Consider the following 26,779-nt stretch of genomic DNA (forward strand, 5'->3'; position numbering starts at 1 on the left):
CTAATCCTTAAGAACCAGGCTCTGAATCTTCAACTATGAGCGGTCGTTGAACGCGTCCTTAAACCACTCAACATCATTTCCGGTGAAGGCTAACACATCGAACCGGCAATCCACAGTATCAAAACTCCCATTGTGGCGCGCAAGCCACAAGCGGGCGGTCTGTAATAATTTCTGTTGTTTGCTACGGGTCACACTCGCCGCCGCACCGCCGAACTGTGCTGAGCGTCGGTAGCGAACCTCAACAAATACGGTGGTGTTGCCTTCACGCATTATCAGGTCGATTTCGCCGCCACGTTCACGCACGTTGGCGGCGATAAAATGCAGTCCCTTGCTCAACAGCCAGTCACGCGCGGTAGATTCCCACGCGTCACCGGTCTGTTTACTCGTTAACTGGCGGGGACGACTTGTCCTTGCTGGTATTTGAGCCATGATAACTTCCTGTTAATCACACAATCCTGCGTTGCGGTTAAGGCCCCGGTATTGCCGTTGATTTCGAAACCCTGCACCTGACGCATTTGCGAGAAGTGGTTGGCGAGCGACCAGGCATCGACACCCATGGCGTACATACGCGCCAGCGAGTAGTCGTTACGAACTGCGCCAAGCGCCTGCTGCATGAGAGGTGCGTTAGCGCCTGCCAGCATTGGAATTTCGCTGTACTGCAAGCCTTCCATCTCCAGACGGAAATCCGGGCCGGCAGTGCCCTGCGCACTACGAGAACTGGCGTACAACGTGGCGCCGCTCTGGCTGCCGTTGCGCATGGCGATCATCGGCTTAATAAATGCAATTTCTTCAGGCGTCGCCAGAATATACACGGCATCAACACGACCGCTGCCGCCGGTGATTTGCGCATCGGTGGGTGCTGCTGGGATGGTCAGACCGCCAATCGTCACGCCGGGTTGTGCTGGCACAGAGGAGGCCACCGGGCTGCCCGTCAGGGAAATCCCCGAGCCGCCGTTAACGCCCATTTTAAGTTCAGCGGTGGAGCCGAATTTCTGCTGCAATACCACGCCGCCACCCAGTTTTTGCCATTCCTGTGCAAAGGCGTTAGCAACGCGATCGCCTAATGAACTCCGTGGGATCAACAACAGCGGCGTCTGTTTGCCTTGATCGCGGATGTGGTGCGCGGCGTCGCGCGCTTCATCTTCTGGCGACAGGGCGAAGTAGCAGACGTTCGGCAGGTTTTTCACCGACTCCGGCTGGTTAAGCGCCAGTACGTTTAATGGCGTGTTGCTTTTCATCAGCTCTTCAACATTGTTCTTCAGCAGTGGGCCAACCACGATGCTGGCGCCATCCTGCTGAACCTGAGTCAGGATCTGGTTCAGCGGCTGTGATGAAGTGTCGTAGATTTTCAGCTCAGCGGATGGGTTCGCCGGTGCGCTGGCCGTTGTTGGCTGAGCGGGGGCTGCGGGCTGCACAGCAGGTGTTTCTGGCTGAGCTGGCGTCTCGTTGGTCAGATCGCTTACTGACGCCTGAGAAGGGCTGGCAACACCGTCAGCGCTTTGCGGCTGTTCCGTGGTCGCTATGGCTGCTGTATCTGCAGCAGGCGCGGCAACCGCTGGGGCTGCTACGGGTTGAGTGCCCATGTTTTTCGCTGCTTCAAAGCCTTGCTGAATAGTCCGGCCAAATACAGCGGCCTGACCGTTCAGTGGTAACAGCAGGGCTATTTTGCTGGTGGAGGCGGGCTTAAAGCTCTGCACGTTAACCAACTGTGTTGGTAACAGTTTTGCCCCTGGGTTTTGCGGATAACGTTTCTGCCAGTCTGCAATACCGGCTTTCATCATGTCCGGATCGTTACGGTTATCGAACCAGACGCGCTGGAGATCCAGCCAACCTTGCAGCACGTTTTCATCGGCATTGATGACCAGCGCCTGCGCTTGCTCCTGGGTCATGGACGATAACGCCTGCCAGGTGGCGTCCATGTTTTTCTGCTTAGCATTCGCGGCCAGCAGCGGTTCCTGCGCGATCAGGGCGCGCAGCAGCGTCAGAGATGGGCGACCCTGGTTGACGTCGATTTGCGCCTGCCAGTAGCGTGCCTGTTGGTTTTGATCGAAATCGGCGGGTGTTAACTTATCCAGCAGGGCCTGTGCCCCAGCGACATCTTTCTGCGCAAGCTTAATCTCGACGGCCAGCAGTGACTGCTCACGACGCTGGGTATCGCTTAGCTTCTGCGGTAGCTGGTTGAACAGTTCGATAGCCTGCTGGCTCTTGCCTTCTTTCAGCAGTGCACGAATGGCGAGTAATTGCCAGTTGGTCTTGCTATCATCTGAGCTTTGCTGCATTTGTTGCAGATAAAAGCCGGAATCAGCCTGCGCAGTGCCCTGCATATGGGCTGCACTCTGGTCTGGCGCCTGGGTGCCACAGCCTGCGAAAATCAGTGCTGCCAGAATGACTGGTAGCGCGCGTGCGGCTTTCAAACGAGAAAATGTTGAGGGTACCATACTGTATCCAGTGATATTTTTTTACTCAATGCTCAATATTAAATCGGCAATACGGACGACACAATGAAACAACACGAATCGGCGGATAATTCTCAAGGCCAACTCTTTATTGTACCTACTCCTATAGGAAATTTGGCTGATATTACCCAACGAGCGCTCGAAGTTTTACAAGCCGTTGATTTGATTGCCGCTGAAGACACTCGTCATACAGGATTATTGTTACAACACTTCGCGATTAACGCGCGTTTGTTCGCGCTACATGACCATAACGAGCAGCAAAAGGCCGAAACGCTGGTCGCGAAGCTCAAAGAAGGGCAAAACATTGCGCTGGTTTCCGATGCCGGAACGCCGCTGATTAACGATCCGGGCTACCATCTGGTGCGCACCTGTCGCGAAGCGGGGATCCGCGTTGTTCCCCTGCCTGGTCCTTGTGCGGCGATTGCTGCCCTGAGCGCTGCAGGTCTGCCTTCAGACCGTTTTTGCTATGAAGGATTTCTGCCTGCCAAATCGAAAGGGCGTCGTGATGCGATGAAAGCCATTGAAGCCGAGCCGCGTACGCTTATTTTTTATGAATCTACCCACCGCTTGCTGGATAGCCTGGAAGACATGGTTGCCGTCTGGGGCGAATCCCGTTACGTGGTACTGGCGCGCGAGCTGACCAAAACCTGGGAAACTATTCACGGTGCACCGGTTGGTGAACTGCTGGCGTGGGTCAAGGAAGATGAGAATCGTCGTAAAGGTGAAATGGTGCTGATTGTCGAAGGGCATAAAGCGCAGGAAGACGATCTTCCTGCCGATGCGCTGCGTACGTTGGCCTTATTGCAGGCAGAACTGCCGCTGAAAAAGGCCGCCGCGCTGGCTGCTGAAATCCATGGCGTGAAAAAGAATGCGTTGTATAAGCACGCTCTGGAACAGCAGGGAGAGTAAGCCCGATTGTTGATGGCCAAACCGACAAGGGTATGGCCATTAGCTAACACAGTGCTTAAGACTGAGCGGCAGTTTCACTGACTAATAAGCGGTTTGCTGACCCGCATACAGTGATTTTGCTACGTACCACCTCTTTCATTGCATCCATACCGACCCGCATGTAATAGCGGGGATCGTTGCCCTGCGGATTCTCCGCAAACCACGCTTTGACCGCATCGGCAAAAGCGATTTTCAGTTCGGTAGCCACATTAACTTTGCAAACGCCAAGCTCGATCGTGCGGCGGACGTATTCGTCAGGGACATCGCTTGCGCCATGCAGCACCAGCGGAATATCCACCACCTCACGAATTTCACCCAGCCGCTGGAAATCGATTTTGGGCGTTTTGGTGTACAAGCCGTGTGCTGTGCCGATGGCAACAGCAAGGCTATCTACGCCAGTACGCTCAACAAACCGTTTAGCTTCTTGTGGATCGGTTAGGAAGGCGCTTTCTGCATCCACGCTCATATCATCTTCTACGCCACCGAGGCGACCTAGCTCAGCTTCCACGCTGCAATCTTTGGCATGGCAAAAATCCACAACGGATTTCACCAGCTTCACGTTTTCTTCAAACGGAAAGTGGCTGCCGTCAATCATTGCGCTGCGCACTCCTGCATTCACTTTACGACGGATATCGTCCAGCGACTCATGGTGATCGAGGTGCAGCGCAAGCGGTATCCCGTAGCTGATGGAATAAGCGCTGCACAGCGCGTAGATCTCTTCCAGCGCGATATGTTTAAAGGTGCCTGGCGTCCCGGCAAGGATCACCGGCGATTGCATTTCAGAGCACACTTCAAGGATCGCCTGGATCGTCTCGGCGTTATGAATGTTGAAGGCGGGTACGGCATAGCCCTTTTTTTGTGCATCCAGCAGGAGGTATTTCGTGGAAATAATGCTCATAAAACGATCCTTTTAGGCGTTCCAGGGATGAATAACAACGCCCTGTACAACGCGGTTCACAGTGCCGCTGGCAGAAGGCGTATCCGGTGTATTGCCGATATTGATGGATTGCGTCAAAGCAAAGACCTGGGCGTAGATCAGGAAGCAGAACGCCAATTCCATATCGATGAAAGTGCGTGCTGGTGGCAGCAGAATATGTGGGCCAGCTTCAATCACCTCATGGGTTTGTGCGGCAATCGCGACAACCCGCAATGCCTGCCGATCGCGGCGTAACTCTGCCAGCAGATCGAGATCGTATTGACGTGTATAGGGATGGCTGGAAACAAAGACTACTACCAGAGTTTCGTTATCAACCAGCGACTTCGGACCGTGACGAAAACCTGTCGGGGAGTCATAGAATGCGGCCAGTTTGCCTGCCGTCAGCTCCAGGACTTTCAGGGCCGATTCACGCGCGACGCCCTGTAATCCACCGCTACCGAGATAGACGATCCGTTTCCAGGGCTCATTGCCAAATACGCCGTCGCTGAAATCGCCCAGTGAAGTCAGGATCGCCTGGCACCGATCGGCCACGTCGCGGAAGGTCTGACTGTTGATTTTCTCCGGGGCGAATACTGCCAGGCAGCTGGCCATCATGGTGGTAATGCTGCTGGTCATGGCGAAACCACGATCATGTGTCTCTGCGGGCATTAGCAGAGCAAAAGCATTGTCGCTTGCAACTGCGTTTTGATACAGGCTACCTGCTTCGTTACAGGTGATTGGCAGGTGATAACACTCAGGCACAAACTGATTAGCCAGCTCTACCGCAGCAACACTTTCAGGGCTGTTACCTGAGCGAGCGAAAGAAATGAGCAGCAGCGGATGTGCGGGATTCAGGTAATCCATCGGATTGGTGACCAGATCGGTGGTCGGTACAGCGCTGATGTTTTTACCGGTATAGCTTGCCAGCCAGGGGGCGATGATGTCGCCAATGAATGCTGATGTTCCGGCCCCGGTCAGTATGATCCGCAGATCGTTTTTGCGCAGTAATGGTGCGAGAAAGCTGTCAATGGCAGATCGAATGTTGTCGATATTCGTAAGGGAACGGATCCAACTGGCTGGTTGTTGACGGATCTCTTCTTCGGTCCAGGTGCCCGTTACCGCGGTAACAGGGGTATAGGTTTCTGGCATAACTTAAGTCCTTAGTCTTGTAAATTCCACATAAGACGCTGGCGAGAATGTCGCTATCTTTCGTTTCGTTTCACTTGTTCATCTTGTCGATTGATTAAAATCTATAGGAAAGAAATCGAAAGAGCAATAATCCAAAAGGAAATAAAACGAAATTTGTGATCGTGAGAACGAAGGCTATGGTTATCTTATTGATCTATAAAGAAGAGGTTGATTGCGATGTGGATCGGTATTTCCATAAGCGAAAGGAAAAGAAAGGCCTTGCGATCGAAGACCGCAGGCCAACAGGATGCAAAATGAAAGGTCTAAAGGGGGAGAGCCTGACCCTGAATCCAAATCTGTTGTAAATGTAGCCCGCTATTAAGTGCGATTGCGTCGGCTCGTTTTCCCACTGCTAACGATCCCAGTTGGCGATCGATGCCTAACAAACGTGCGGGGTGGAGTGAGGCCATATGAATTGCCTCTTCTGCCGTTATCCCGGTGAGCTCGACCATATTACGTACGGCTGCGTCAACCGAGAGCGTGCTACCAGCCAGGCCACCGGAAGCGGTACGCACAATACCACTGTGCATTTCAACCTCCTCACCGCAGAGCGTATAGCGTCCGTCTGGCATTCCTGCAGCCTGCATGGCATCGGTGATCAGCACCAGTCTGTCTTTGGCGCAACAGCAGCAGAGCTTCATGGCCGCCGGGTGGACATGGTGTCCGTCAGCGATAAGTTCCAGCCAAGCGCGAGGGTCGGTTAAGCCTGCGCCAACCATTCCTGGCTCCCGATGATGTAAGCCGGTCATACCGTTATAGCAGTGAACCAGTCCGTCAGCGCCGGCGTCAAAGGCTGCGCGGGTTTGTTCCCAGGTAGCTGCGCTGTGGCCCAGCATCACCCGTACGTTGCGCTGCTTCAGATGTTCGATGGCCTGCAATGCACCGGGTTTTTCTGGTGCCAGTGCAACGACACGCAATGTTTGCTGGGAAATCGCAATCAGTTCATCCAGTTCACTGAGTTCCAGTTCCCTGAAAAGCTCAGGCGGGTGCGCCCCTTTGTTCTGCGGCGTAAAGTACGGGCCTTCAAGATAACTGCCCAGCACCTGTGCGCCGGGCCCTCCGGAATGGTAGCGATGGGCAATACGCTCAAGCGCCTTGTGAATATCCGGTAGTGGTGCTGTGACGGTAGTGGGTAGCCAGTTGGCTACCCCTTCACGTGCTTTGTGCATCGCCAGTTTGTCGAGCGTATCCGGTGCTTCATCCATCACATCGGCACCCGCGCCCCCGTGCACGTGGGTATCAATGTATGCCGGACAGAGCAGTTCAGCATCGCGGACCATAACGCCGGAAGGAATTGGCTCTATTGCCGCAATGATACCGTCTTCAACATGCAATTGATGATCGCCCAGCCAGCCCTGTTCTGTCAGTAGACGTCTGGCGCGCAGTAGCAGTGTCATATCCCTTCCTCAACGGGCTTTTCTTCGCGGCAGCGCCCCAGTTCGTCCACCAGGCTGGTTAAACCCCGGTGCCCGCACTCCAGCGCTTGCAAACGAAACGCTTCGCTGCTCAGGCCGTCACGCTCCAGCACCATCTCCAGGAGCAGTTGCAGATTGGTACCGGTGATCACTTCAGTGCCTTGCCTTTGCATCGCCAGCGTGGAAGCGACGCGAAATGGCGTCCCGCCCAACAGGTCTGTCAGAAACACGATATCTTGCTGCGCATCCAGTTCACTCACCGCCTGTTCAAGTTGCGAAGTGAGTAAGGCAGTGGTAGAGGTTTCTGGAAAGTCGATGGCAATGAACTGAGTCTGTTCACCCAGAATCTGTTTCATCGCTTTTTCCATTCCGCTGGCAAACCCGCCATGACCCGTCAAAATAATACCTAACATCTACAACCCCTTATATTTACAGGAAATGACAGAACTTACCTACGACGCCGAGCACCACGGTAATGGCGATAAGGCGCAGAGGACTCCAGCCACGGCGGACCAGCCAGAACATGGTCAATGTGTAGACCAACGGCAAAAATGCAGGCATCAGCTTGTCTATCACGTCTGTTTGCAGTTTCACTACCGCATCGCCAGCTGTGATTTCCAGCGTAGTGCTCAGGCGAACATAGGTCGCTACCAGCGCACCGATCACCGTCATCCCTACGATGGATGCCGCATGTCCAACTTTTTTGGTGTTAGCTTTAATCAGCGGAATGGCAGCAACACCCATTCGATAAGCATAGTGTGCCAGCCCAAAGCGCAGACCAAGATGAACCACGTTGAACATAACAATAAAGACAACTGCGCCAAGAATAGAGCCTTGCAGCGCCAGGCTGGCACCGATACCGCCGCAAATAGGCAGTAACGTTAACCAGAACATGGCATCACCGATGCCGCCCAGCGGCGCACCCACGGCAATCTTGGTACTTTGAATACTGTTCACATCCTGCTTGGAGCGTTCCATCGCCAGGATAATCCCGATAACAAACGTGACCAGGAACGGGTGCGTGTTGAAGAAGCCCATATGGCCTTTCATCGAACGCGCCAGATCGCGCTTATTGGTATGGATCTTTTTCAGAGCAGGTAACAGGCCGTACAGCCATCCTGATGCCTGCATACGTTCGTAGTTAAAAGAGGCCTGCAACAGCATTGAACGCCAGGCAACACGGTTGATATCTTTTTTCGTCAGTTCGGCACCGATATTCTGGTCTTCGTAGACGTTTTCATTGGTGCCTGACAGCAGCGTTTCTTCGGTTTCGGAAACGTTCGGCAGAGCCGTTTGATTAGATGCCATCTTCGAATTCCTCTTTTTGTGCTGCGGGAGCTGTAGGTTCAGGTGATTTACGCAGAAAATCGATCAGCGCCATTGCCAGTGCTGCGGCGGCGATCGCCAGCACAGGGAGTTTGAGCCAGGCTGCGGCGACAAAACCCAGGATGAAATAGGGGATATAGACGTTTTTCATCATGATTTTCAGCAGTACGGCGAAGCCGATAGCTGGCATGATGCCGCCTGCCACACCCAGGCCGTCAATCAGACGCGTCGGCAGAACATCTATCGCGGTTTTGGCATGTTCCGCGCCAAAGTAAATCGGCAGGAACGCGCATAAAAAGTAGAAGGTCCCCAGCGCGAGCAACGCCAGATAGTTGACCCGCTCAATCCCGGCGGTATCGGCATTCGCTGCCATGCGATCGCAGCGAGCCATCACCCCGGACATCACAGAGAACAGGAAGGTAATCCCCATCTGTACTGCTACGGCGAACGGTACCGCCACACCTACGGCAACTTCAGGTTTCACTCCGGTCGTTATGGCAAACGTGGTTCCCACGATAGTGCCGATAATCACGTTTGGTGGCTGAGCTCCCGCCAGTGGGGCCAGACCCATCCACACCAGTTCCAGCGTACCACCTGTTAAAATACCGGTATGCAGATCGCCCAGAATCAGGCCGACCAGCGGCCCGAGAACAACCGGGCGGTGCATGTGCGTTAACCCGTTGAACATATCCAGGCCTGCAATAAAGGCGAGAATACCCAACGCAAAAGCCTGCAACAGACTGATTTCCATTGTGAATCCCTCAGAGAAGTTTATAGAGGTCCTGGGCGGGTTCTGTTGGAACGCCCTGAACGAAGCATTCCACTCCAGCGGCTTTGAGCCCGTTGAACGCCGTAATATCGGCAGCGTCTACAGAAACCGTTTTGGCGATTTGTTGCTTGCCGTTGGCGTAGTGCATATTGCCAACGTTGATACGGTTAACAGGTACACCGCCTTCGACCAGACGGAAGAAATCCGCAGGCGATTTGCAGACCAGTAGAATTTTCTGGCGATCGGCGGCACGGTGAATATTGTCGATCACTTTTTGTAGTGACCAGAAACGTACGGCGATCCCTTCTGCCAGTACCATTTCCATCAGGTTTTGCTGCACTGGATCTTCAGCCACCTCATCATTAGCGACCAGCACCAGGTTTGCCCCCGCAAACCCGACCCATTGCACACCAACCTGACCGTGAATCAAACGTTCATCAATGCGACTTAATACAATGTTTGGCATGATATTTTTCTCTTTTTTGTTATGCGTTACGAGCTGGAGCACCCAGGCAGGCGCAGTGATATTGCTGCAGTATGTCCTGAATATGGTTAATGATGAGTTCTCGCGGCGTGGCGCTGAGATCTCCCTCGCGCACTTTTACGTACTGCAAGGGTAAATACTGGCTAATCAGCGGCAGTGGAATAGGGTCGTCCGCCAGGTTACGTACCAGACGTTCAAATGCTTCATCAATCTGGCTGTCCGGCCAGTAGTAACGAACCCGATCGGAGTAGCTGTATCCACGGGCCAGACGGCGTGCGTTGCCATCACCGTGATAGTGGCTCTGCCAGTACTCTGGGCGATCTAGCATCACGCTCTCCAGCACATGTCGCAGGCCCGAGCTGGCTTTTGCAGGCAGCAATTCTTCTTCAATAGCGGCCAGTGAAAACAGCGCTTCGCGCAGGGCAAAGGTCAGTGCTGGTCCCACTTTCAGAATAGCGAAGTGGTCTATCACCAGTTGGCGTAAGGACTGTGGCGTTTGGTAATCGGTAGAATGCGCTTCAAAAACCAGCGTGTCGTAGTCTTCCACCATTTTGCTGAGTGCCACGGCTTTCTGCGGTTGATAATCAATGATGTGCGTGTGGTCGAATTCAACGCCAGGTTGCACGACCAGGGCGATAATACGTGCCCATATACCTTCCAGCCCGCGCTTTTCAAAGGCGTGATAGTGGGCCTGCAGCGTTGCACGTGCGGCATCCGGCGTTGTTACCGCCAGTTCGGTTAACGTTTCGTGTGCGCCACCAGGAACCGGAACTTCTGTGCCAATCACATAGACCAGATCAGACTCGCCAAAATGTGCCATACAGGTTTCTTCGGCGACTTTTGCCAGGCGTGCAGCACGCTCGGCGACGATTTCATCCGTCAGTGGAACCGGGTCGTTAGCACAAGACATGCTGCAATCGAGGTGGATTTTTTTAAAGCCTGCGGCGACATAGCTCTTGATCAGATCGTCAGCATTGGCCATTGCCTGCTCCGCAGGCAGATTTTGCCAACGGTTTGGCCCGAGATGGTCTCCGCCAAGAATCAGCATATCCTGAGAAAAATCAAGCGAGTCGGCTAATCGGCAGACAAAACTGCGAAAATCGGCTGGTGTCATCCCCGTATAGCCGCCAAACTGGTCAACCTGATTAGAGGTTGCTTCGATCAACAGCGGTGTATGGTTTGCATGGGCGTAGCGTATTGCGGCTTCCAGTACGATTGGATGCGCGGAACAAACGGCATAAATCCCGTTTGCCTTCCCCCGTTTATGCTGCTCGACCATTTTAGTTAGATGTTTCACTTTCCTCTCCAGGTCAGATTACTGCGACATCAATCTTTCGTTTTGTTTCATTTAATACTGCATCATGGTGTTATAAAAATAAAACGAAAGATAATAGTTTTCCGATCTGTTTCACAAAAGAAACGCAATGAAAGGTTTCAGCGTAAGTTCGTCCGGCTCTTCCCTGCTTGTGGGGCTTGCATTCGCGCAAAAGAAAGGCGTTAATAGACGAAACGAAATAAAACGAAAGACTCAACTAAAGGATTTCTTATGAGTAACACCGAGTCCTCTGCAGACAAGCGCGTTATTGGCACCAGCGAAAGACGTGAGCAGATCATCCAGCGGTTACGCCAGCAGGGAAGCGTTCAGGTTAACGATCTTTCCTTATTTTTTGGCGTCTCCACGGTCACTATTCGCAACGACCTCGCTTTTCTGGAAAAGCAGGGGATTGCGGTACGTGCCTATGGCGGTGCGCTGATTTGCGAAAGTAATGCGCCTGTTGTGGAGCCTTCTGTTGAAGATAAGAGTTCACTTAATACGGCAGTAAAACGCAGTATTGCCAGAGCCGCCGCAGAGTTGATTCAACCGGGACACCGCGTGATCCTTGACTCCGGCACCACGACCTATGAAATTGCCCGCCTGATGCGCCAGCACACCAATGTTATTGCTATGACCAACGGTATGAATGTCGCCAATGCGCTACTGGAAGCTGAAGGGGTTGAGCTGCTGATGACCGGCGGTCATTTGCGTCGTCAGTCACAATCGTTTTATGGCGATCAGGCTGAGCAGTCGCTACAAAATTATCACTTCGACATGCTGTTTCTTGGCGTTGATGCTATCGATTTAGAGCGTGGTGTTAGCACGCACAACGAAGATGAGGCGCGTCTCAACCGCCGGATGTGTGAAGTGGCTGAACGTATTATTGTTGTTACCGACTCGACGAAGTTTAACCGCTCCAGCCTGCATAAGATCATTGATACCCACAGGATCCATACCATCATTGTTGATGAAGGTATCCCAGAGGAGAGCTTGCAGGAACTACGCCGCAGCGGTGTTGAAGTGATCATTGTTGAGTAGTCCCGCTCTAAAATTCAAAAATGTGATCCCATTCAATTAAACAAAAACAAACCATAAGCGAGCTTTTTTAGTAGCTCGCTTTCGTTTTTTTGCATGCTTACCGTTCCTTTCTCGCATCTTTCCCGTTTTGAGTCTTTTCATTTTTTCGGTTTTCTTCGTTTCGATTTGCTAAAACGAAAGAAAAAAGTCAGTTTTTGTTAAATTAAACGCTGAGTCTGTGCGCACAAATTCACCTTATTGCTTCTGATGTAATATATTCAAAAGAAAACGAAAGTGCTAAAGCGCTAAAACAAAACAACATGAATATTTGATGGAGCAATAGAAATGCTGGATAACTTAAGACGTCGCGAGCAAATAATTGATCTGCTGTGCGATCAGGGTAGCGTTCGTGTCGAGCCACTGAGCGTCCATTTTGGTGTGTCATCGGTCACGATCCGCAACGACTTACGTTATCTGGAGCAGAAAGGATGCGTCATGCGCTCCTACGGAGGGGCGGTTCTCAATCAGCACTTTGCCCTTGACCGGCCTTTGCAGGATAAGGACCGGCTGAATCGCGATGTGAAAACGCGTATTGCCGAAAAAGCGGCCAGCTTTGTGAAGGATGGTGACACGTTAATCCTCGATTCCGGTTCGACCACCACGCTCATTCCTCCAATGTTAAAGAATCGCCGCGATCTGGTGGTGATGACCAATGCGCTCAACATTGCGTGGGAACTGGCGAATTTTGAGCGCGTAGACGTCATGATCCTGGGAGGGAACGTCAGGCAAAGTGTCTATTCATTGTATGGCCCTTCAGCAGAACACCAGCTTAGACAATACAGGTTTGATAAGCTTTTCTTAGGCGTTGACGGGTTCTGCCTGGAAGCAGGGATTACCACACCACATCCGGGAGAAGCACATCTGAATCAGGTAATGTGTGAGGTTGCGCAGGAGGTCACGGTAGTTGCTGACTCCAGCAAGTTTGGCCGCAAAAGTTTCTGTATGATTAGCGAAATCAGCGGGATTGACCGGGTAATTACCGACAGCGGGATCCCAGAAAATTATCACCGGACATTAATCCAGCTTGGGGTGGATGTGGTGATTGCGGATGAATAACTGAAATGGCTGGCGAGATTTCCTCGCCAGCCATTTTTTAGTGGGTCAGGGTACCCTGTTCAACCAACAGCAACGCGGCACCGCGAACCCCGCTGGATGCGCCATGGATGGCCGAGAATACGCGGGCAGGCTCTAATCCCGGGAACAAATAACGGGACATAGCCTGCGGCAGCAACGTATAAATTTCCTCAATGTTGGATACTCCACCGCCGAGAACAAAAGCATCGACATCCAAAATCAACTGCAATTGCGCCAGCGTACAACCCAACATATCAATCCATGCTTCTATGGTAGTAACGGCGCTGGCATTGCCATGACGATAATGCTCCAGCAGGGTCTCCATTTTGAGTTGTTCTCCACTGAAGTGTTTGTGGAGCCACAGTAAACCAGGACCGGATTGATAGCGTTCCAGACACCCTTGTAAGCCACAGCCGCACTTCAGTTCCGGCAAGTGATAACGACGCATAAATGTTGCCGGAAGCGGTAAATGGCCAAACTCACTGGCCATTCGGTTGCGACCCCGATACAGCTGACCGTCAATGACTAAACCTCCGCCCATGCCGGTGCCAATGATAGCACCAAAGATTCTGGAGAACTGGCGAGCCTGCTGGGTATGAGCTTCCGAGAGTGCAAAGCAGCAGCAGTCATTGTCCAGTTCAACTGAACGATTGAGACGGTGGGCCAGATCGTTCATCACCTGGCGTCCGGTGAGGCAAGGCACGTTAGATGACAGTAATTTTCCGGTATGTCTGTCCATAAGACCGGGCATGCCGATGCCAATTTTTCCTTGCGTTCCAGTCGCCCAGTCGGCGGTATCAATAAGTGAAGTAAAGGTCGAAAGAAAGAGTTCATAATCCTGCACTGGCGTGGCGACGCGCTTACGCCAGCAAACCTGCATTTCCTTATCAAAAGCGACAATTTCAGTTTTGGTTCCACCAATATCAACACCGTAAAACATGCCTCATCTCCTCCGGCTTCACAGCGTAACCAGACAGTTTTCCTTGCGAGCGCGCTCTGCGGCAAAGACCATTAAGTGACTTTCCAGTGACTCATCCGGGCCAGAAAGGATCATATTTTGATCGTTGGCCATCACTGCGTGGATAAAGCGATCCATCAGGTAGTAATCGCCACCACCATGCCCCCCCATCTGGGTTTGTGTGCCAGCGGCGATCTCCTCGATCGGATGCACTGTTTCTTTGTCTGTCAGGAAATCAAACACCCGTATCTGCTCGCCATCACCTTCCAGATAACCTCTGGTGCCAAACAGGCGCGTTTTGCGATCTTCCATTTTGGTAAACGCAGTCATGGTAAAGGTCACTGTCTGCTGGTGGGCAAAACGTAAGTTAACAACCTGATGATCCACCACATCATTATCACAACGATAAACGCAGCGACCATAAGGCCCATCGCGGAGCGCCTGACGAACATTTTCTTCGCTGGGATCTGCAGTCAGCACCCGGCGGAAGTGTGGAGTACATTTGTGGTTTTCACCCAGATAAATTTTGCAGGCAGACCAGGGACAGGTTGCTTCAACCTGACAATCAAGGCATCGGTCGGCGGCGCCAGCAGGCTGGTTCTCTCTCACAAAGTGGCTCAGGCTACCAAATGATCCTACGTCCTGGCAGTTGTCGCTCATGATGTAGCGGATCCAGTCCAAATCATGACAGGATTTCTGTAACAGCATAAATGACGATTCTGCTTCATTACGCCAGTTACCACGTACAAACGAGTGTGCCTGATGCCAGTAACCTACGGGTTCGAGATGCTGCATGCTGACAATATCGCCAATTACGCCCTCATCAAGCAGTGATTTCAGCTTTTGCGTATAGCGGGTGTAACGCAGGACGTGCGCGACGGCCAGTAATACGTTGTTGCGTTTGACCGCATCAATAATGATCCGGCAATCTTCTGGCGTAGGGGCGAGCGGTTTTTCCAGCAGGATGTGATAGCCGAGATTGGCAAACGCCACGGCTGGATCTTTGTGCATATTATCCTGCGTGCAAATAAGTACTACGTCGGCCATTTTGGGTTGGGCCGCAGCTTCTTGCCAGTCGCAAAATACGTTCTTTGGGTCAATCTTATGCTGTGCGACAAACTGCTGGCGGTATGCCTCTCTGGGCTCGGCAACGCCTACCACCTGCATTCTGTCTGGATGTTCAAGCGCATAGCGAGAATATATTTCTCCGCGCGCACCGGCCCCTACCACTAATACGGTCACTTTATTCGCACACATATAAACCTCTCATTTTTCACTTAGCCGGAATAACGGTCAGGCCAAATTTTCTTCATGTTTTTTATCAAACAAAAAGGCGGCTTCCAGATTAAATTTCACTTTGATAGATTCGCCGGGAAGAGGGGCCCAGTCGGGTGAGGAGTTAATACGTAAGATCATATGTTGCTCACCAATATCAAAATGCAGAAGGTCTTCGTTGCCCATCCTTTCTACGTTGGTAATGTGCGCATCGAACGCAGAGGCATCATGCTGCGAGGCTAATTGAATGGCCTCTGAGCGGATGCCAAACCAGACACTGGAGTGCGGATATTGCTCCAGTAGGTTACTCAAGCGTGTATTTAATGGCAGGATTAAATTATCAGCCAGGCGCAGGCCACGCGCGCCGGGTTCAATATCAAGCAGCATAATATTCATTGCCGGATTACCAATAAAACCAGCAACAAATTTATTCCTGGGGTGATGGTAAATATTTCCCGGGGTATCAACCTGCATAATACGACCGCCATTAAGAACGCAAATCCTGTCTCCCATGGTCATTGCTTCAATCTGATCGTGCGTGACGTACACCATGGTCGCGCTCACGCCTTCGTGACGCAGTTGTCGATGCAGTTCTGTCAGCCGCACGCGCATTGAAACACGCAATTTTGCATCCAGGTTGGACAGCGGTTCATCAAACAAAAAGACGTCTGGCTTACGCACGATGGCCCTGCCAACGGCTACGCGTTGACATTGACCACCCGAAAGCTGGCCGGGCTTTTTGTCGAGCAATGTTTCGATTTCCAGCTTGTGTGCAGCTTCCCGCACGCGGATATCAATCTCTTCTTTGCTCATTTTCCCTAACAGACTGAATGCCATGTTTTTATAAATCGTCATGTGGGGATAGAGGGCATAATTCTGGAAGACCATGGCAACGCCTCGCTCCTTTGGTAGCAGGTCGTTGACGCACTTCTCTCCGATTGCGATGTGACCATGAGTGATATCTTCCAGACCTGCAATCATGCGCAGCAGCGTTGATTTGGCGCAGCCTGATGGGCCGACAAACACCATGAATTCGCCATCGTGGATTTCAAGATCAACGCCATGGATCGCCTGAAAGCCATTGGGATAGACTTTGCTTACTGCCTGTAATTGAATACCTGACATAACACTGCCCCTTATCCTTTAATTCCGGCACCAGCGATGCCGCGAATAAAATAGCGCTGGAAGAAAATATAAAGTAACAACATCGGGATAATCGCCAGCAATGCGCCCGCCATTAACATCGGATATTCCACGCCTGAGCGGCCAGAAAGTGAGGCTAATCCTACTGGTAATGTCATTTTATCCATGGAGGTGTTGACGATCAGCGGCCACATTAAGTTATTCCAGCTCCACAGTCCGTTAATAATGACGCAGGCAATCAGTCCCGGTTTAATTAATGGCAGCATAATTTTGAAGAAAATAGTCAGATGGTTATACCCATCCATAATGGCTGCCTCTTCCAGTTCTTTAGGTACTGACAGAAAAAACTGACGTAATAAAAAAGCGCTATATATGCTGAATAAGCCCGGTAGCACCAGTCCAGGAATTGAGTTCAGCAAACCGATTTTTTCAACGGTTAAAAACTGTGGGATTAAAAAGATCTGACCGGGCACCATCAGAATTGAAATACACAGCATAAACAGGATATCTCGCCCTTTAAAACGCAGTCGGGAGAAACCGTACGCTGCCATTGCCGCAATCAGCGTCTGCAAAATGACAATGACCAGCGTGGAGACGATAGAGTTAAAGTAAAAGCTGCCAAAAGGCATTTCATGCAAGATTTTACCGTAAGCCTGAAACCCAGGGTTGGCGGGTAGCAGGATCGGTGGAAAGGCGATGCTTTCTGCCTGGGTTTTAAAAGAGGTGATGATCATCCAGATGAAGGGAACCACCGTTACCAGCGTCGCGAGGATCATCAGGCCGTAAATTAGCCATTTTTCACGTTTAGTCATGAACATCGTGGTGCCTCACTGTGCTTTAAGTCGTTTACCAATCCATATTTGCAGCAGCGTCAGGACCATCGTGATAACGAAAATCACTACGGCGATTGCTGAGGCATACCCTTTTTCATGGTAGATAAAGGCGTATTTATAGAAGAGATAGGCGATGGTCATCGTCTGATCGTCCACCATGGATGAACTGCCAAACAGCAGATAAACCACATCGAAAATTTGCAGTGTTTCGATAAAAGAGATCACCAGTACGAAAAACAGCGTTGGGATCATTAGCGGTAAGGTAATAGACCAGAATCCACGCAATTTGCTGATGCCATCCAGCGACATTGCTTCATAAATTTGTTTGGGGATCCCCTGCAATCCAGCGAGCAGAATGATCATCTTCAGTGCAATAGCCGACCAGATGATAACCAACGAGGCGCTGAGGCGGACGACATCGGGATCGGATAACCAACCGATGGCCGGAAGATCGAAAAAAGCCAGGATCTGATTAATTAAGCCAAAGTTTCGGTTCATCAGCCACTGCCAGACCATAGCAATGGCCGCAGGCATAGTGACAGCGGGTAGAAACAACAGCGTGCGAAACAACCACTGACCACGAATCGCCTGATTCAGGCCAATTGCGAGCAGTAATGACAAAACGGTGATTATCGGTACGCAAATAAAAACATAGGCCAGGGTGTTATATATTGCTGAACGAAACTCATCATCGCTGAATAAATTAATATAGTTATTTAAGCTGATCGTCGTCCAGATCTGAAACTCGCCCAGGTCAGTGAAACTATAAAAAACGTTCTGGAAGAACGGAGTAAAGTAAAAAACAATTAACCCCGCCAGTAGCGGCATAATCATTATCCATCCCCAGAAGCGTTCTTCTTTTTCCAGCTTGGTCAGGGATTTTTTTTGCACTTCCCTGGCTGGTAATTGTGGGGATGCAGCTTCATCTGAATAGCTCATACAGACTCCGGGATGCTCACTGTGCAACCAAAATATATTGCGTGGGCGAAAGCGAGAGGGAGCATGGCTCCCTCAGGATTATTTCTGCATTTCACGTTCAACGCGTTTAGCAACACCAGGCATGACCTTCTCTGGGTCAGTACCCGTCCAGACTTTTTTCAAGCCATCATTCAGGATGCTATTCCACTTGGCGGTATTGGAGCCTGCGGTTGGATATTTATGTGAGAAAGCCAATGAATCGATATAGGCTGAAACATCAATATCCTTAAAGCCTTCAGCCCACTCTTTGGCCACTTTTTGGTTTGCAGGGATCACGACTTTTCCCGTAGCCAGCGTCTGCTGCGCATGCTCAGAGCTCATGAACTCAATGAACTTCCACGCCGCATCTTTATGCTGACTTTTTGCTGACATGGCAAATGCCAGGCTATGGGATACACCTGCCTGCTCTGCCATTTTAGGCATTGGTACCACGCCGATGTGATCTTTAATCAGCTCGTTTTGAGAGAAGGGTAATGCCCACCATGAACCCGCGTAGACCATGGCCACCCGGTTGGACTGAAAGACATCCGAGGCTTCCATCTCGCCTGGCGGTTGGATTAGTCCCGCGTTCAGCATGCCTTGAACATCGCGATAGACGGCGATGGCTTTGTCATTGGCAACATCCGTTTTGCCCTCAGGCAGGACAATCTTATCGCCAGCCTGTAATAGCAGGTTAAAATAACTGTCCTGTCCGCTGCTGAATTCCATTGCCAGTGGATAAGACTGTTTATCCAGCCCTTTACGCAACTGCTCTGATTTTTGTTTTAAATCGTCCCATGTCCAGTTTTTATCGGGATAGCTCACGCCAGCCTGATCGAACATTTTTTTGTTGTACCAGACGGCAATTGCATCAATATCCCTTGGGATGGCATATTGCTGCGACTGGTATTGATAGGCATCGACTGAGCTTTTAACAAAATTATCCAGTTTAGGCGCTGATTTCACTTTCAGATAATTGCTCAGTGGTTCCAGCATGCCATTTTTAACATATTGTTGAAAATTAGGCATGTTCATCCAGAATACATCCGGTGCTACATTTCCACCGACTGCTGAACTTAGCTTGATAAAATATTGGTCATAAGGCGTTAATTCAATTTCAACTTTAATACCAGGATTGTTTTTTTCAAATTCATTAACGAGTTGTTGTTCGCCAGGGAGTTGATTACGGTCCCATAACGTGTAGCGTAATTTAACAGGCTTTGTGTCCGACTGGCCTTCAGCACTCGCGACGACAGGAGTTGCCAGTAAACAGGAAATAAGACAGGCCAATGCGACATTATTTTTATTCAGGGTATACATAACTTCCCTCTTTATTCAGGTCAGAATGCTTATGAGGTAAATTACAGGAGCCTATGAATAATCTGTTTTACATCGGAGAAAGTCAAAGCGGTAAAAAATAGGTGATTATCGCATTAAAACAAGATCGTCTTTCGGTAGGTTTCTCTTTTATCAAAACGAAAATATAACATAAAACAATGGCGATATTATTTCTTTTGATTTCATGCTGTTAGGTTAATTTTGCCGGTTTGAATCGAAAAAAGCAGATGTTTAAAAAAACCTCTTAAAATGCGAACGTTATCACTTTATTTGTTAAAGCATCGACATCAAAAACGGGGATAAATCCCCGTTTTTTCGTTGGCTTTCGTTTTGATAATCAGGTCACTGGCGCCGGGTTAAACACCGCCAGCTGGTTATGCAGTCCCCACTGATCCGAGAAGGTTTTCTTACGCCCGCTGGCAACGTCGAGAATAAATTCGAACAGTTTCAGACCCACGTCTTCAATGGTTTCTTCTCCGGTGGCGATGGTGCCCGCGTTAATGTCCATCAGGTCAAACCAACGGTTGGCCAGCTCGGTGCGTGTCGCCATTTTAATCACCGGTACGGCCATCAGGCCATACGGCGTACCGCGACCGGTGGTGAACACCTGCACGGTGATTCCGGAAGCGACCTGCTGTGTACCGCAGACAAAATCGCTGGCGGGGGTCGCGGCGTAAATCAGGCCTCGTTTGGTTGGACGCTGACCCGGTGACAATACTTCGACAATCGCGCTCTTGCCAGACTTGGCAATCGAACCCAGCGCCTTTTCCACCACGTTTGCCAGACCGCCTTTCTTGTTGCCCGGAGAAGGGTTGGCGCTGCGATCCGTTTTGCCCATATCAAGGTAGTTATCGTACCAGGCCATCTCTTCGAGCAGGCGTTTACCGACTTCTTCGTTAATCGCTCGCGGGGTCAGAAGATGGATGGCATCGCGCACTTCGGTTACTTCGGAGAACATCACTGTCGCGCCGCAGCGTACTAACAGGTCGGAGGCATAACCTACCGCCGGGTTGGCCGTCACGCCAGAAAACGCATCGCTACCGCCGCACTGCATGCCGACCACCAGTTCTGAAGCCGGACAGGTTTCACGTTGGCGCTGATTGAGCTTTGCCAGATGACGTTCGGCCACCTGCAGAATATCGGTGACCATCGATTGAAAGCCGACGTGCTTTTCATCCTGCAGGCTGACGATACTGGCGCTGTCGACCGGAATACTTTTCACATCGTGCGTGCCTTCTAGCAGGCGCTCTGGCTGCAGTTTTTCACAACCGAGGCCGATGACCATCACTTCGCCGCCAAAGTTCGGGTTTAGCGCAATATTGTGAATAGTGCGAATCGGCACAATGGCGGCTGGGGCATTGATCGCCACGCCGCAGCCGTACAGATGATTGAGCCCCACCACGCCGTCAACGTTCGGGTATTTGGGCAGCAGATCGCGCTCAATGATTTTCACCACATAGTCCACCACGCCCGCCACGCAGTGTACGCTGGTGGAGATGCCGAGCAGATTTTTGGTACCAATGCTACCGTCAGCATTGCGGTAACCTTCAAAGGTATAACCCTCAAGAGGTGGCAGCGGCTCAGGCACTTTAGTTGCCAGCGGCAGCGTCTCCAGCGGCGGGGCTTTGGGCAGCTCAACCATTGATTCATCAATCCAGCTGCCACGTGGGATATCGCGAACGGCATAACCAATTACTTCGCCATAACGCACGATTTCGCCATGAACAGGAATATCCAATAGCGCCACTTTATGACCCTGGGGAATATGTTCAATGAGTTCCAGTCCGTCCGGAAAACGCGTTCCGGCTTTCAGACCATTGTCATTGACAATTATCGCCACATTATCTGTTTCGTGAACTTTAATATAAAACGCCGTTGGCGATTCTTGTCTGATTTCGATGTCGGCCATTGTCCAGTATTCTCCAACAAGGTGGTGATAATAGTGTGGATATTTATATTTTGAATCTAATTGTAAGTAATAAAGATTCGGTATCGTGAAATAAGAATGTCAGGAGTTTAACGCGAATAATGTGACGATGATCACTTAAACTCGGCAAGGCCGCATCACCAGGGGTAGCAATACGTAAATGTGTGCATTAGCGCCCATGCATGTGTGCATATGCCCAAAACATTAATTTAATAACGCGCATATAATGAGCGCTTGCACAATGATTAACGTTGTGCTGATGATTATACTAAATCACGGTTTCATAACGTCTGATAAATTATTATGCGTTCTAATTATCAGTAATTTATCACCAGGAATATCTACCCAATAATAATAAAAACTTTAATGTACCCGAGGTAATTAGAATGATTCTGGATACAGTTGTCGAGAAAAAGAAAGGTACGCATACCCGTTATTTAATATTGCTGATAATATTTATCGTTACTGCCGTTAACTATGCGGACCGTGCGACGCTGTCTATTGCCGGCACGGAAGTGGCGAAAGAGTTACAGCTCAGTGCTATCTCAATGGGGTACATTTTCTCCGCCTTCGGCTGGGCTTACCTGTTGATGCAAATTCCCGGCGGCTGGCTGCTGGATAAATTTGGCTCGAAGAAAGTCTACACCTACAGTTTGTTCTTCTGGTCACTGTTTACCTTCCTGCAGGGCTTTGTGGACATGTTCCCGTTGGCCTGGGCGGGTATTTCAATGTTCATCATGCGCTTTATGCTGGGCTTCTCGGAAGCGCCATCCTTCCCGGCTAACGCCCGTATCGTGGCGGCCTGGTTCCCAACGAAAGAGCGCGGTACGGCATCCGCGATTTTTAACTCCGCGCAGTATTTCTCTCTGGCGCTGTTTTCGCCGTTGCTGGGCTGGCTGACCTTCGCCTGGGGCTGGGAACACGTCTTTACCGTGATGGGCGTGATTGGTTTTGTGCTTACCGGACTATGGGTAAAGTTTATTCATAACCCAACCGATCACCCGCGTATGTCGCAAGAAGAGCTGAAGTTTATCTCTGAAAACGGCGCGGTCGTGGATATGGACCATAAAAAGCCGGGCGATGTGAAGTCAGGTGGTCCTAAACTGCATTATATCAAGCAGTTGCTCACTAACCGTATGATGCTTGGCGTGTTCTTCGGCCAGTATTTTATCAACACAATTACCTGGTTCTTCCTTACCTGGTTCCCGATTTACCTGGTACAGGAAAAAGGCATGTCGATCCTGAAAGTGGGCCTGGTGGCTTCGATTCCGGCACTGTGTGGATTTTTCGGTGGCGTTCTTGGCGGCGTGTTCTCTGATTATCTGATTAAACGTGGTTTCAGCATTACCCTGGCGCGCAAGCTGCCGATAGTGCTCGGCATGTTGCTCGCATCGACCATCATTCTGTGTAACTACACCGATAACACCGCCCTGGTAGTGGCGCTGATGGCGCTGGCGTTCTTCGGCAAAGGCTTTGGGGCGTTGGGTTGGCCGGTGATTTCCGATACCGCGCCGAAAGAGATTGTCGGTCTGTGCGGTGGGGTATTTAACGTATTTGGCAACGTGGCTTCCATCGTCACCCCGCTGGTGATTGGGTATCTGGTGAGTGAGCTGCACTCATTTAATGCTGCGCTGATGTTTGTAGGGTGCTCGGCGCTGATGGCAATGGTTTGCTACCTGTTTATTGTCGGTGACATTAAACGTATGGAATTGCAGAAATAAACAAAGGTATAGGCGATGAATAACACGATTTTTCCGAATAAGTTTAAAGCGGCCCTCGCGGCGCAACAGATTCAGATTGGTTGCTGGTCTGCATTAGCCAGCCCAATCAGTACCGAAGTTTTAGGCCTGGCGGGCTTTGACTGGCTGGTACTGGACGGCGAACATGCGCCGAATGATATCTCGACGTTTATCCCGCAATTGATGGCGCTGAAAGGCAGCGACAGCGCGGCGGTAGTACGTGTACCAACCAACGAGCCGGTGATTATCAAGCGCCTGCTGGATATCGGGTTTTACAACTTCCTGATCCCATTCGTTGAGACAGAAGAAGAAGCGGTTAACGCCGTGGCGTCGACCCGCTATCCGCCGGAAGGTATTCGCGGCGTGTCCGTATCCCATCGCGCCAATATGTTTGGCACCGTACCGGACTATTTTGCGCAGTCGAATAAGAACATCACCATCATCGTGCAGATCGAAAGTCAGCAGGGCGTTGATAACGTTGACGCAATCGCGGCGACCGAAGGCGTTGACGGTATCTTCGTCGGCCCAAGCGATCTGGCTGCGGCGCTAGGTCACCTCGGCAATGCGTCACATCCTGATGTGCAGAAAGCTATCCAGCACATTTTTGCCCGCGCGAAAGCACACGGCAAACCAAGCGGCATTCTGGCTCCGGTAGAGGCGGATGCGCGTCGTTATCTGGAGTGGGGTGCAACGTTTGTTGCCGTGGGCAGCGACCTTGGCGTGTTCCGTTCAGCCACGCAGAAACTGGCTGATTCTTTTAAGAAATAACCACCATCGACAGTAGAGAGAGATAAAGACATGACAATGAAAGTTGGTTTTATTGGCCTCGGTATTATGGGTAAACCAATGAGTAAAAACCTCCTCAAGGCAGGTTACTCGCTGGTGGTTGCTGACCGTAACCCGGAATCCATTGCGGAAGTGATTGCCGCAGGCGCTGAAACCGCCGCCACGGCGAAAGATATCGCTGAACAGTGCGACGTGATCATCACCATGCTGCCGAACTCTCCGCATGTTAAGGAAGTGGCACTGGGTGAAGGCGGCATTATTGAAGGGGCAAAACCGGGTACAGTGCTTATCGATATGAGCTCCATTGCACCGTTGGCCAGCCGTGAAATCAGCGAAGCGCTGAAAGCGAAAGGCGTGGATATGCTGGATGCGCCGGTCAGCGGCGGCGAGCCAAAAGCGATTGACGGCACGTTGTCGGTGATGGTCGGCGGTGATAAAGCGATTTTTGACAAGTATTACGATTTGCTGAAAGCGATGGCCGGATCCGTGGTACATACCGGTGAAATTGGCGCGGGTAACGTCACCAAGCTGGCGAACCAGGTGATTGTGGCGCTGAACATTGCCGCGATGTCTGAAGCGCTGACGCTGGCGACCAAAGCGGGTGTGAATCCGGATCTGGTGTATCAGGCGATTCGTGGCGGGCTGGCGGGAAGCACCGTTCTGGACGCGAAAGCGCCGATGGTGATGGACCGTAACTTTAAGCCGGGTTTCCGTATTGACCTGCATATCAAAGATCTGGCGAATGCGCTGGACACTTCTCATGGCGTTGGCGCTCAGTTGCCGCTGACTGCTGCAGTCATGGAGATGATGCAGGCGCTACGCGCAGATGGATTGGGTACTGCCGATCACAGCGCGCTCGCATGCTACTACGAAAAACTGGCGAAAGTGGAAGTCACTCGCTAACAAGAAGGGCGCGGATGCGCGCCCTGTATTTCTTGCCTTGCGCGGCACAGTCAGGCTACATAACTATGAAAATCGTAATTGCCCCAGACTCTTATAAAGAAAGCCTTTCTGCCACCGAGGTAGCTCAGGCAATAGAAAAAGGATTTCGGGAAATTTTCCCCGATGCGCAATATGTTTCTGTTCCGGTTGCCGATGGTGGCGAAGGAACGGTCGAAGCCATGATTGCCGCGACGCAAGGGAGTGAACATTCAGCGCAAGTAACGGGGCCGCTGGGCGAAAAAGTGAATGCCTGCTGGGGCATGTCCGGAGATGGTAAAACCGCGTTTATCGAAATGGCGGCAGCCAGCGGTCTGGCGTTAGTGCCTCCTGAAAAGCGCAACCCTTTAGTCACTACGTCGCGTGGCACCGGAGAGCTGATTTTGCAGGCACTGGATAGCGGTGCGCAGAGCATCATTATTGGCATTGGCGGCAGTGCGACCAACGACGGCGGTGCGGGTATGGTGCAGGCGCTGGGGGCAAAACTTTGCGACGCCAACGGGACAGAGATTGGCTACGGTGGTGGAAGCCTGATGAGTCTGAACACTATCGATATCTCGGGCCTGGATCCGCGCTTAAAAACCTGTTCCATTCGTGTGGCCTGCGATGTGACCAATCCACTCATTGGTGATTCCGGCGCTTCGCGCATTTTTGGCCCACAGAAAGGGGCAACGGAAGAACGCATTCTCGAACTGGACCGTAATCTGTCACACTATGCCGACATCATTAAAAAATCGCTGCGGGTCGATGTGAAAGATGTGCCTGGTTCCGGTGCAGCAGGTGGAATGGGCGCAGCGTTAATGGCTTTTTTAGGCGCCGAGCTGCGCAGCGGTATCGAGATTGTGACCCAGGCGCTCAATCTGGAAGAGCATATTCACGACTGTACGCTGGTGGTGACCGGCGAAGGGCGAATCGACAGCCAGAGCATTCACGGCAAAGTGCCGGTAGGCGTGGCGAATGTCGCGAAGAAGTACCACAAGCCGGTCATTGGTATTGGCGGTAGCCTGACGCGCGATGTAGAGGTGGTACATCAATATGGTATCGATGCGGTGTTTAGCGTATTGACCAGCATCAGCACGCTGGAAGAGGCCTTCCGTGGGGCATTTGATAATATTTATCGCGCCTCAAGAAACATCGCTGCCACGTTAGCGATAGGAATGCGCAGTGCGGGGTGACATTGCCCCGCAAACCCTCTATACTGCGCGCCGAAGCTGACCAGACAGTCGCCGCTTCGTCGTCGTCCTCTTCGGGGGAGACGGGCGGAGGGGAGGAAAGTCCGGGCTCCATAGGGCAGGGTGCCAGGTAACGCCTGGGGGGGAAACCCACGACCAGTGCAACAGAGAGCAAACCGCCGATGGCCCGCGCAAGTGGGATCAGGTAAGGGTGAAAGGGTGCGGTAAGAGCGCACCGCGCGGCTGGTAACAGTCCGTGGCACGGTAAACTCCACCCGGAGCAAGGCCAAATAGGGGTTCACAAGGTACGGCCCGTACTGAACCCGGGTAGGCTGCTTGAGCCAGTGAGCGATTGCTGGCCTAGATGAATGACTGTCCACGACAGAACCCGGCTTATCGGTCAGCTTCACTCTTTATAAAACCCCGCCTCGGCGGGGTTTTTGCTTTCTGGGTGGCCAGATGAATGACCGTCCACGACGCTATGCTCAAAAGAACGCGGCTTATCGGTCAGCTTCACTCTTTATAAAACCCGCTTCGGCGGGGTTTTGCTTTCTGAGCCGGTTGTTATGCCTGATGGCGCTGCGCTTATCAGGCCTACAGGGATGGCAGGAACGGGTTTTGTAGGCCGGATAAGGTGTTTACACCTCCATCCGGCAGACGTTTTCCCTGTCGCGTTATGATTGGCTTAACACGATGCTGGCGTTTATTTTCTCTTCATCTACTCTTTATTTGACCTTTATTTAT

The 26,779-nt window shown here is 51.4% G+C and carries 24 protein-coding genes and 1 other RNA gene; 8 read left to right on the forward strand and 17 right to left on the reverse strand.

All coding sequences use genetic code 11. The features are described from left to right. Nucleotides 1-33: 33 nt before the first annotated feature. Together BZK41_RS12010 and BZK41_RS12015 are read right to left on the reverse strand one after the other, a co-directional pair. Nucleotides 34-429: a YraN family protein gene (locus tag BZK41_RS12010; RefSeq protein WP_079938278.1), complete on the reverse strand. Its 396-nt coding sequence runs from the start codon at nucleotides 427-429 to the stop codon at nucleotides 34-36. Next, nucleotides 387-2,438, reverse strand: a complete 2,052-nt coding sequence (locus BZK41_RS12015; protein ID WP_079938279.1) for a penicillin-binding protein activator — start codon at nucleotides 2,436-2,438, stop codon at nucleotides 387-389. The genes BZK41_RS12010 and BZK41_RS12015 overlap by 43 nt, the downstream gene beginning before the upstream one ends. Before the next feature lie 63 nt (nucleotides 2,439-2,501). Here BZK41_RS12015 and rsmI point away from each other — a divergent pair, with 63 nt between their 5' ends. Beyond that, nucleotides 2,502-3,365, forward strand: a complete 864-nt coding sequence (gene rsmI / locus BZK41_RS12020) for a 16S rRNA (cytidine(1402)-2'-O)-methyltransferase (RefSeq protein WP_003024942.1) — start codon at nucleotides 2,502-2,504, stop codon at nucleotides 3,363-3,365. A 55-nt stretch (nucleotides 3,366-3,420) separates the two neighbouring features. Here rsmI and kbaY read toward each other — a convergent pair whose 3' ends face one another. From kbaY to kbaZ, 8 genes are all read right to left on the reverse strand, one after another. Beyond that, complete coding sequence (kbaY, locus tag BZK41_RS12025) at nucleotides 3,421-4,302, reverse strand: tagatose-bisphosphate aldolase subunit KbaY (RefSeq protein WP_079938280.1); 882 nt, start codon at nucleotides 4,300-4,302, stop codon at nucleotides 3,421-3,423. 12 nt (nucleotides 4,303-4,314) lie between these two features. Further along, the gene (locus BZK41_RS12030; RefSeq protein ID WP_079938281.1) at nucleotides 4,315-5,469 is read right to left on the reverse strand and encodes an AgaS family sugar isomerase; all 1,155 of its coding nucleotides are present in this window, start codon (nucleotides 5,467-5,469) and stop codon (nucleotides 4,315-4,317) included. A gap of 302 nt (nucleotides 5,470-5,771) precedes the next feature. After that, the gene (nagA, locus tag BZK41_RS12035; RefSeq protein ID WP_079938282.1) at nucleotides 5,772-6,905 is read right to left on the reverse strand and encodes an N-acetylglucosamine-6-phosphate deacetylase; all 1,134 of its coding nucleotides are present in this window, start codon (nucleotides 6,903-6,905) and stop codon (nucleotides 5,772-5,774) included. Further along, nucleotides 6,902-7,336: a PTS galactosamine/N-acetylgalactosamine transporter subunit IIA gene (agaF, locus tag BZK41_RS12040; RefSeq protein ID WP_038634146.1), complete on the reverse strand. Its 435-nt coding sequence runs from the start codon at nucleotides 7,334-7,336 to the stop codon at nucleotides 6,902-6,904. Before agaF ends, nagA begins: the two co-directional genes overlap by 4 nt. A gap of 16 nt (nucleotides 7,337-7,352) precedes the next feature. Then, nucleotides 7,353-8,231, reverse strand: a complete 879-nt coding sequence (gene agaE, locus BZK41_RS12045) for a PTS N-acetylgalactosamine transporter subunit IID (protein WP_003024929.1) — start codon at nucleotides 8,229-8,231, stop codon at nucleotides 7,353-7,355. Continuing rightward, on the reverse strand, nucleotides 8,221-9,000 hold the full coding sequence (agaW, locus tag BZK41_RS12050) for a PTS N-acetylgalactosamine transporter subunit IIC (RefSeq protein WP_003839998.1): 780 nt from the start codon (nucleotides 8,998-9,000) through the stop codon (nucleotides 8,221-8,223). The genes agaE and agaW overlap by 11 nt, the downstream gene beginning before the upstream one ends. 10 nt (nucleotides 9,001-9,010) lie before the next feature. Continuing rightward, a complete protein-coding gene (gene agaV / locus BZK41_RS12055; RefSeq protein ID WP_003024925.1) occupies nucleotides 9,011-9,484 on the reverse strand; it encodes a PTS N-acetylgalactosamine transporter subunit IIB in 474 nt (157 codons plus the stop codon). Nucleotides 9,485-9,503: 19 nt separating this feature from the next. Then, complete coding sequence (kbaZ, locus tag BZK41_RS12060) at nucleotides 9,504-10,799, reverse strand: tagatose-bisphosphate aldolase subunit KbaZ (protein WP_079938283.1); 1,296 nt, start codon at nucleotides 10,797-10,799, stop codon at nucleotides 9,504-9,506. A gap of 249 nt (nucleotides 10,800-11,048) precedes the next feature. On the opposite strand from kbaZ, the gene BZK41_RS12070 reads away from it, so the two are divergent. Together BZK41_RS12070 and agaR are read left to right on the forward strand one after the other, a co-directional pair. Beyond that, complete coding sequence (locus BZK41_RS12070; protein ID WP_079938284.1) at nucleotides 11,049-11,855, forward strand: DeoR family transcriptional regulator; 807 nt, start codon at nucleotides 11,049-11,051, stop codon at nucleotides 11,853-11,855. Between the two features lie 324 nt (nucleotides 11,856-12,179). Continuing rightward, entirely contained in the window at nucleotides 12,180-12,950 is a 771-nt protein-coding gene (agaR, locus tag BZK41_RS12075; RefSeq protein ID WP_003024920.1) for a transcriptional repressor AgaR, read from the forward strand. Nucleotides 12,951-12,987: 37 nt separating this feature from the next. Here the strand turns inward: agaR and BZK41_RS12080 are convergent, their stop codons facing one another. The 7 genes from BZK41_RS12080 to garD form a co-directional block, all read right to left on the reverse strand. Beyond that, nucleotides 12,988-13,908 (reverse strand): ROK family protein, encoded by a 921-nt coding sequence (locus tag BZK41_RS12080; RefSeq protein ID WP_079938285.1) that lies wholly within the window; start codon nucleotides 13,906-13,908, stop codon nucleotides 12,988-12,990. Between the two features lie 18 nt (nucleotides 13,909-13,926). Continuing rightward, nucleotides 13,927-15,183, reverse strand: a complete 1,257-nt coding sequence (locus BZK41_RS12085; protein ID WP_079938286.1) for a Gfo/Idh/MocA family oxidoreductase — start codon at nucleotides 15,181-15,183, stop codon at nucleotides 13,927-13,929. Between the two features lie 36 nt (nucleotides 15,184-15,219). Beyond that, complete coding sequence (ugpC, locus tag BZK41_RS12090; RefSeq protein WP_079938287.1) at nucleotides 15,220-16,326, reverse strand: sn-glycerol-3-phosphate ABC transporter ATP-binding protein UgpC; 1,107 nt, start codon at nucleotides 16,324-16,326, stop codon at nucleotides 15,220-15,222. Between the two features lie 11 nt (nucleotides 16,327-16,337). Next, on the reverse strand, nucleotides 16,338-17,162 hold the full coding sequence (locus BZK41_RS12095) for a carbohydrate ABC transporter permease (RefSeq protein WP_079938288.1): 825 nt from the start codon (nucleotides 17,160-17,162) through the stop codon (nucleotides 16,338-16,340). Nucleotides 17,163-17,171: 9 nt separating this feature from the next. Next, nucleotides 17,172-18,116: a sugar ABC transporter permease gene (locus tag BZK41_RS12100; protein WP_079938289.1), complete on the reverse strand. Its 945-nt coding sequence runs from the start codon at nucleotides 18,114-18,116 to the stop codon at nucleotides 17,172-17,174. Nucleotides 18,117-18,194: 78 nt separating this feature from the next. Beyond that, a complete protein-coding gene (locus BZK41_RS12105; protein WP_079938290.1) occupies nucleotides 18,195-19,454 on the reverse strand; it encodes a sugar ABC transporter substrate-binding protein in 1,260 nt (419 codons plus the stop codon). A 355-nt stretch (nucleotides 19,455-19,809) separates the two neighbouring features. Further along, a complete protein-coding gene (gene garD, locus BZK41_RS12110) occupies nucleotides 19,810-21,381 on the reverse strand; it encodes a galactarate dehydratase (RefSeq protein ID WP_079938291.1) in 1,572 nt (523 codons plus the stop codon). A gap of 404 nt (nucleotides 21,382-21,785) precedes the next feature. Here garD and garP point away from each other — a divergent pair, with 404 nt between their 5' ends. From garP to rnpB, 5 genes are all read left to right on the forward strand, one after another. After that, nucleotides 21,786-23,120 (forward strand): galactarate/glucarate/glycerate transporter GarP, encoded by a 1,335-nt coding sequence (gene garP / locus BZK41_RS12120; protein WP_079938293.1) that lies wholly within the window; start codon nucleotides 21,786-21,788, stop codon nucleotides 23,118-23,120. A 15-nt stretch (nucleotides 23,121-23,135) separates the two neighbouring features. After that, nucleotides 23,136-23,906: a 2-dehydro-3-deoxyglucarate aldolase gene (gene garL, locus BZK41_RS12125; protein WP_079938294.1), complete on the forward strand. Its 771-nt coding sequence runs from the start codon at nucleotides 23,136-23,138 to the stop codon at nucleotides 23,904-23,906. A gap of 30 nt (nucleotides 23,907-23,936) precedes the next feature. Continuing rightward, nucleotides 23,937-24,827, forward strand: a complete 891-nt coding sequence (gene garR, locus BZK41_RS12130) for a 2-hydroxy-3-oxopropionate reductase (RefSeq protein ID WP_071696776.1) — start codon at nucleotides 23,937-23,939, stop codon at nucleotides 24,825-24,827. A gap of 65 nt (nucleotides 24,828-24,892) precedes the next feature. Beyond that, nucleotides 24,893-26,038 (forward strand): glycerate 2-kinase, encoded by a 1,146-nt coding sequence (gene garK / locus BZK41_RS12135; RefSeq protein ID WP_079938295.1) that lies wholly within the window; start codon nucleotides 24,893-24,895, stop codon nucleotides 26,036-26,038. A gap of 32 nt (nucleotides 26,039-26,070) precedes the next feature. Then, nucleotides 26,071-26,447, forward strand: an RNA gene (gene rnpB, locus BZK41_RS12140) — RNase P RNA component class A. The last annotated feature ends 332 nt before the right edge of the window (nucleotides 26,448-26,779 follow it).

Source organism: Citrobacter sp. A316 (assembly GCF_002042945.1).
Lineage (GTDB): Bacteria > Pseudomonadota > Gammaproteobacteria > Enterobacterales > Enterobacteriaceae > Citrobacter > Citrobacter portucalensis.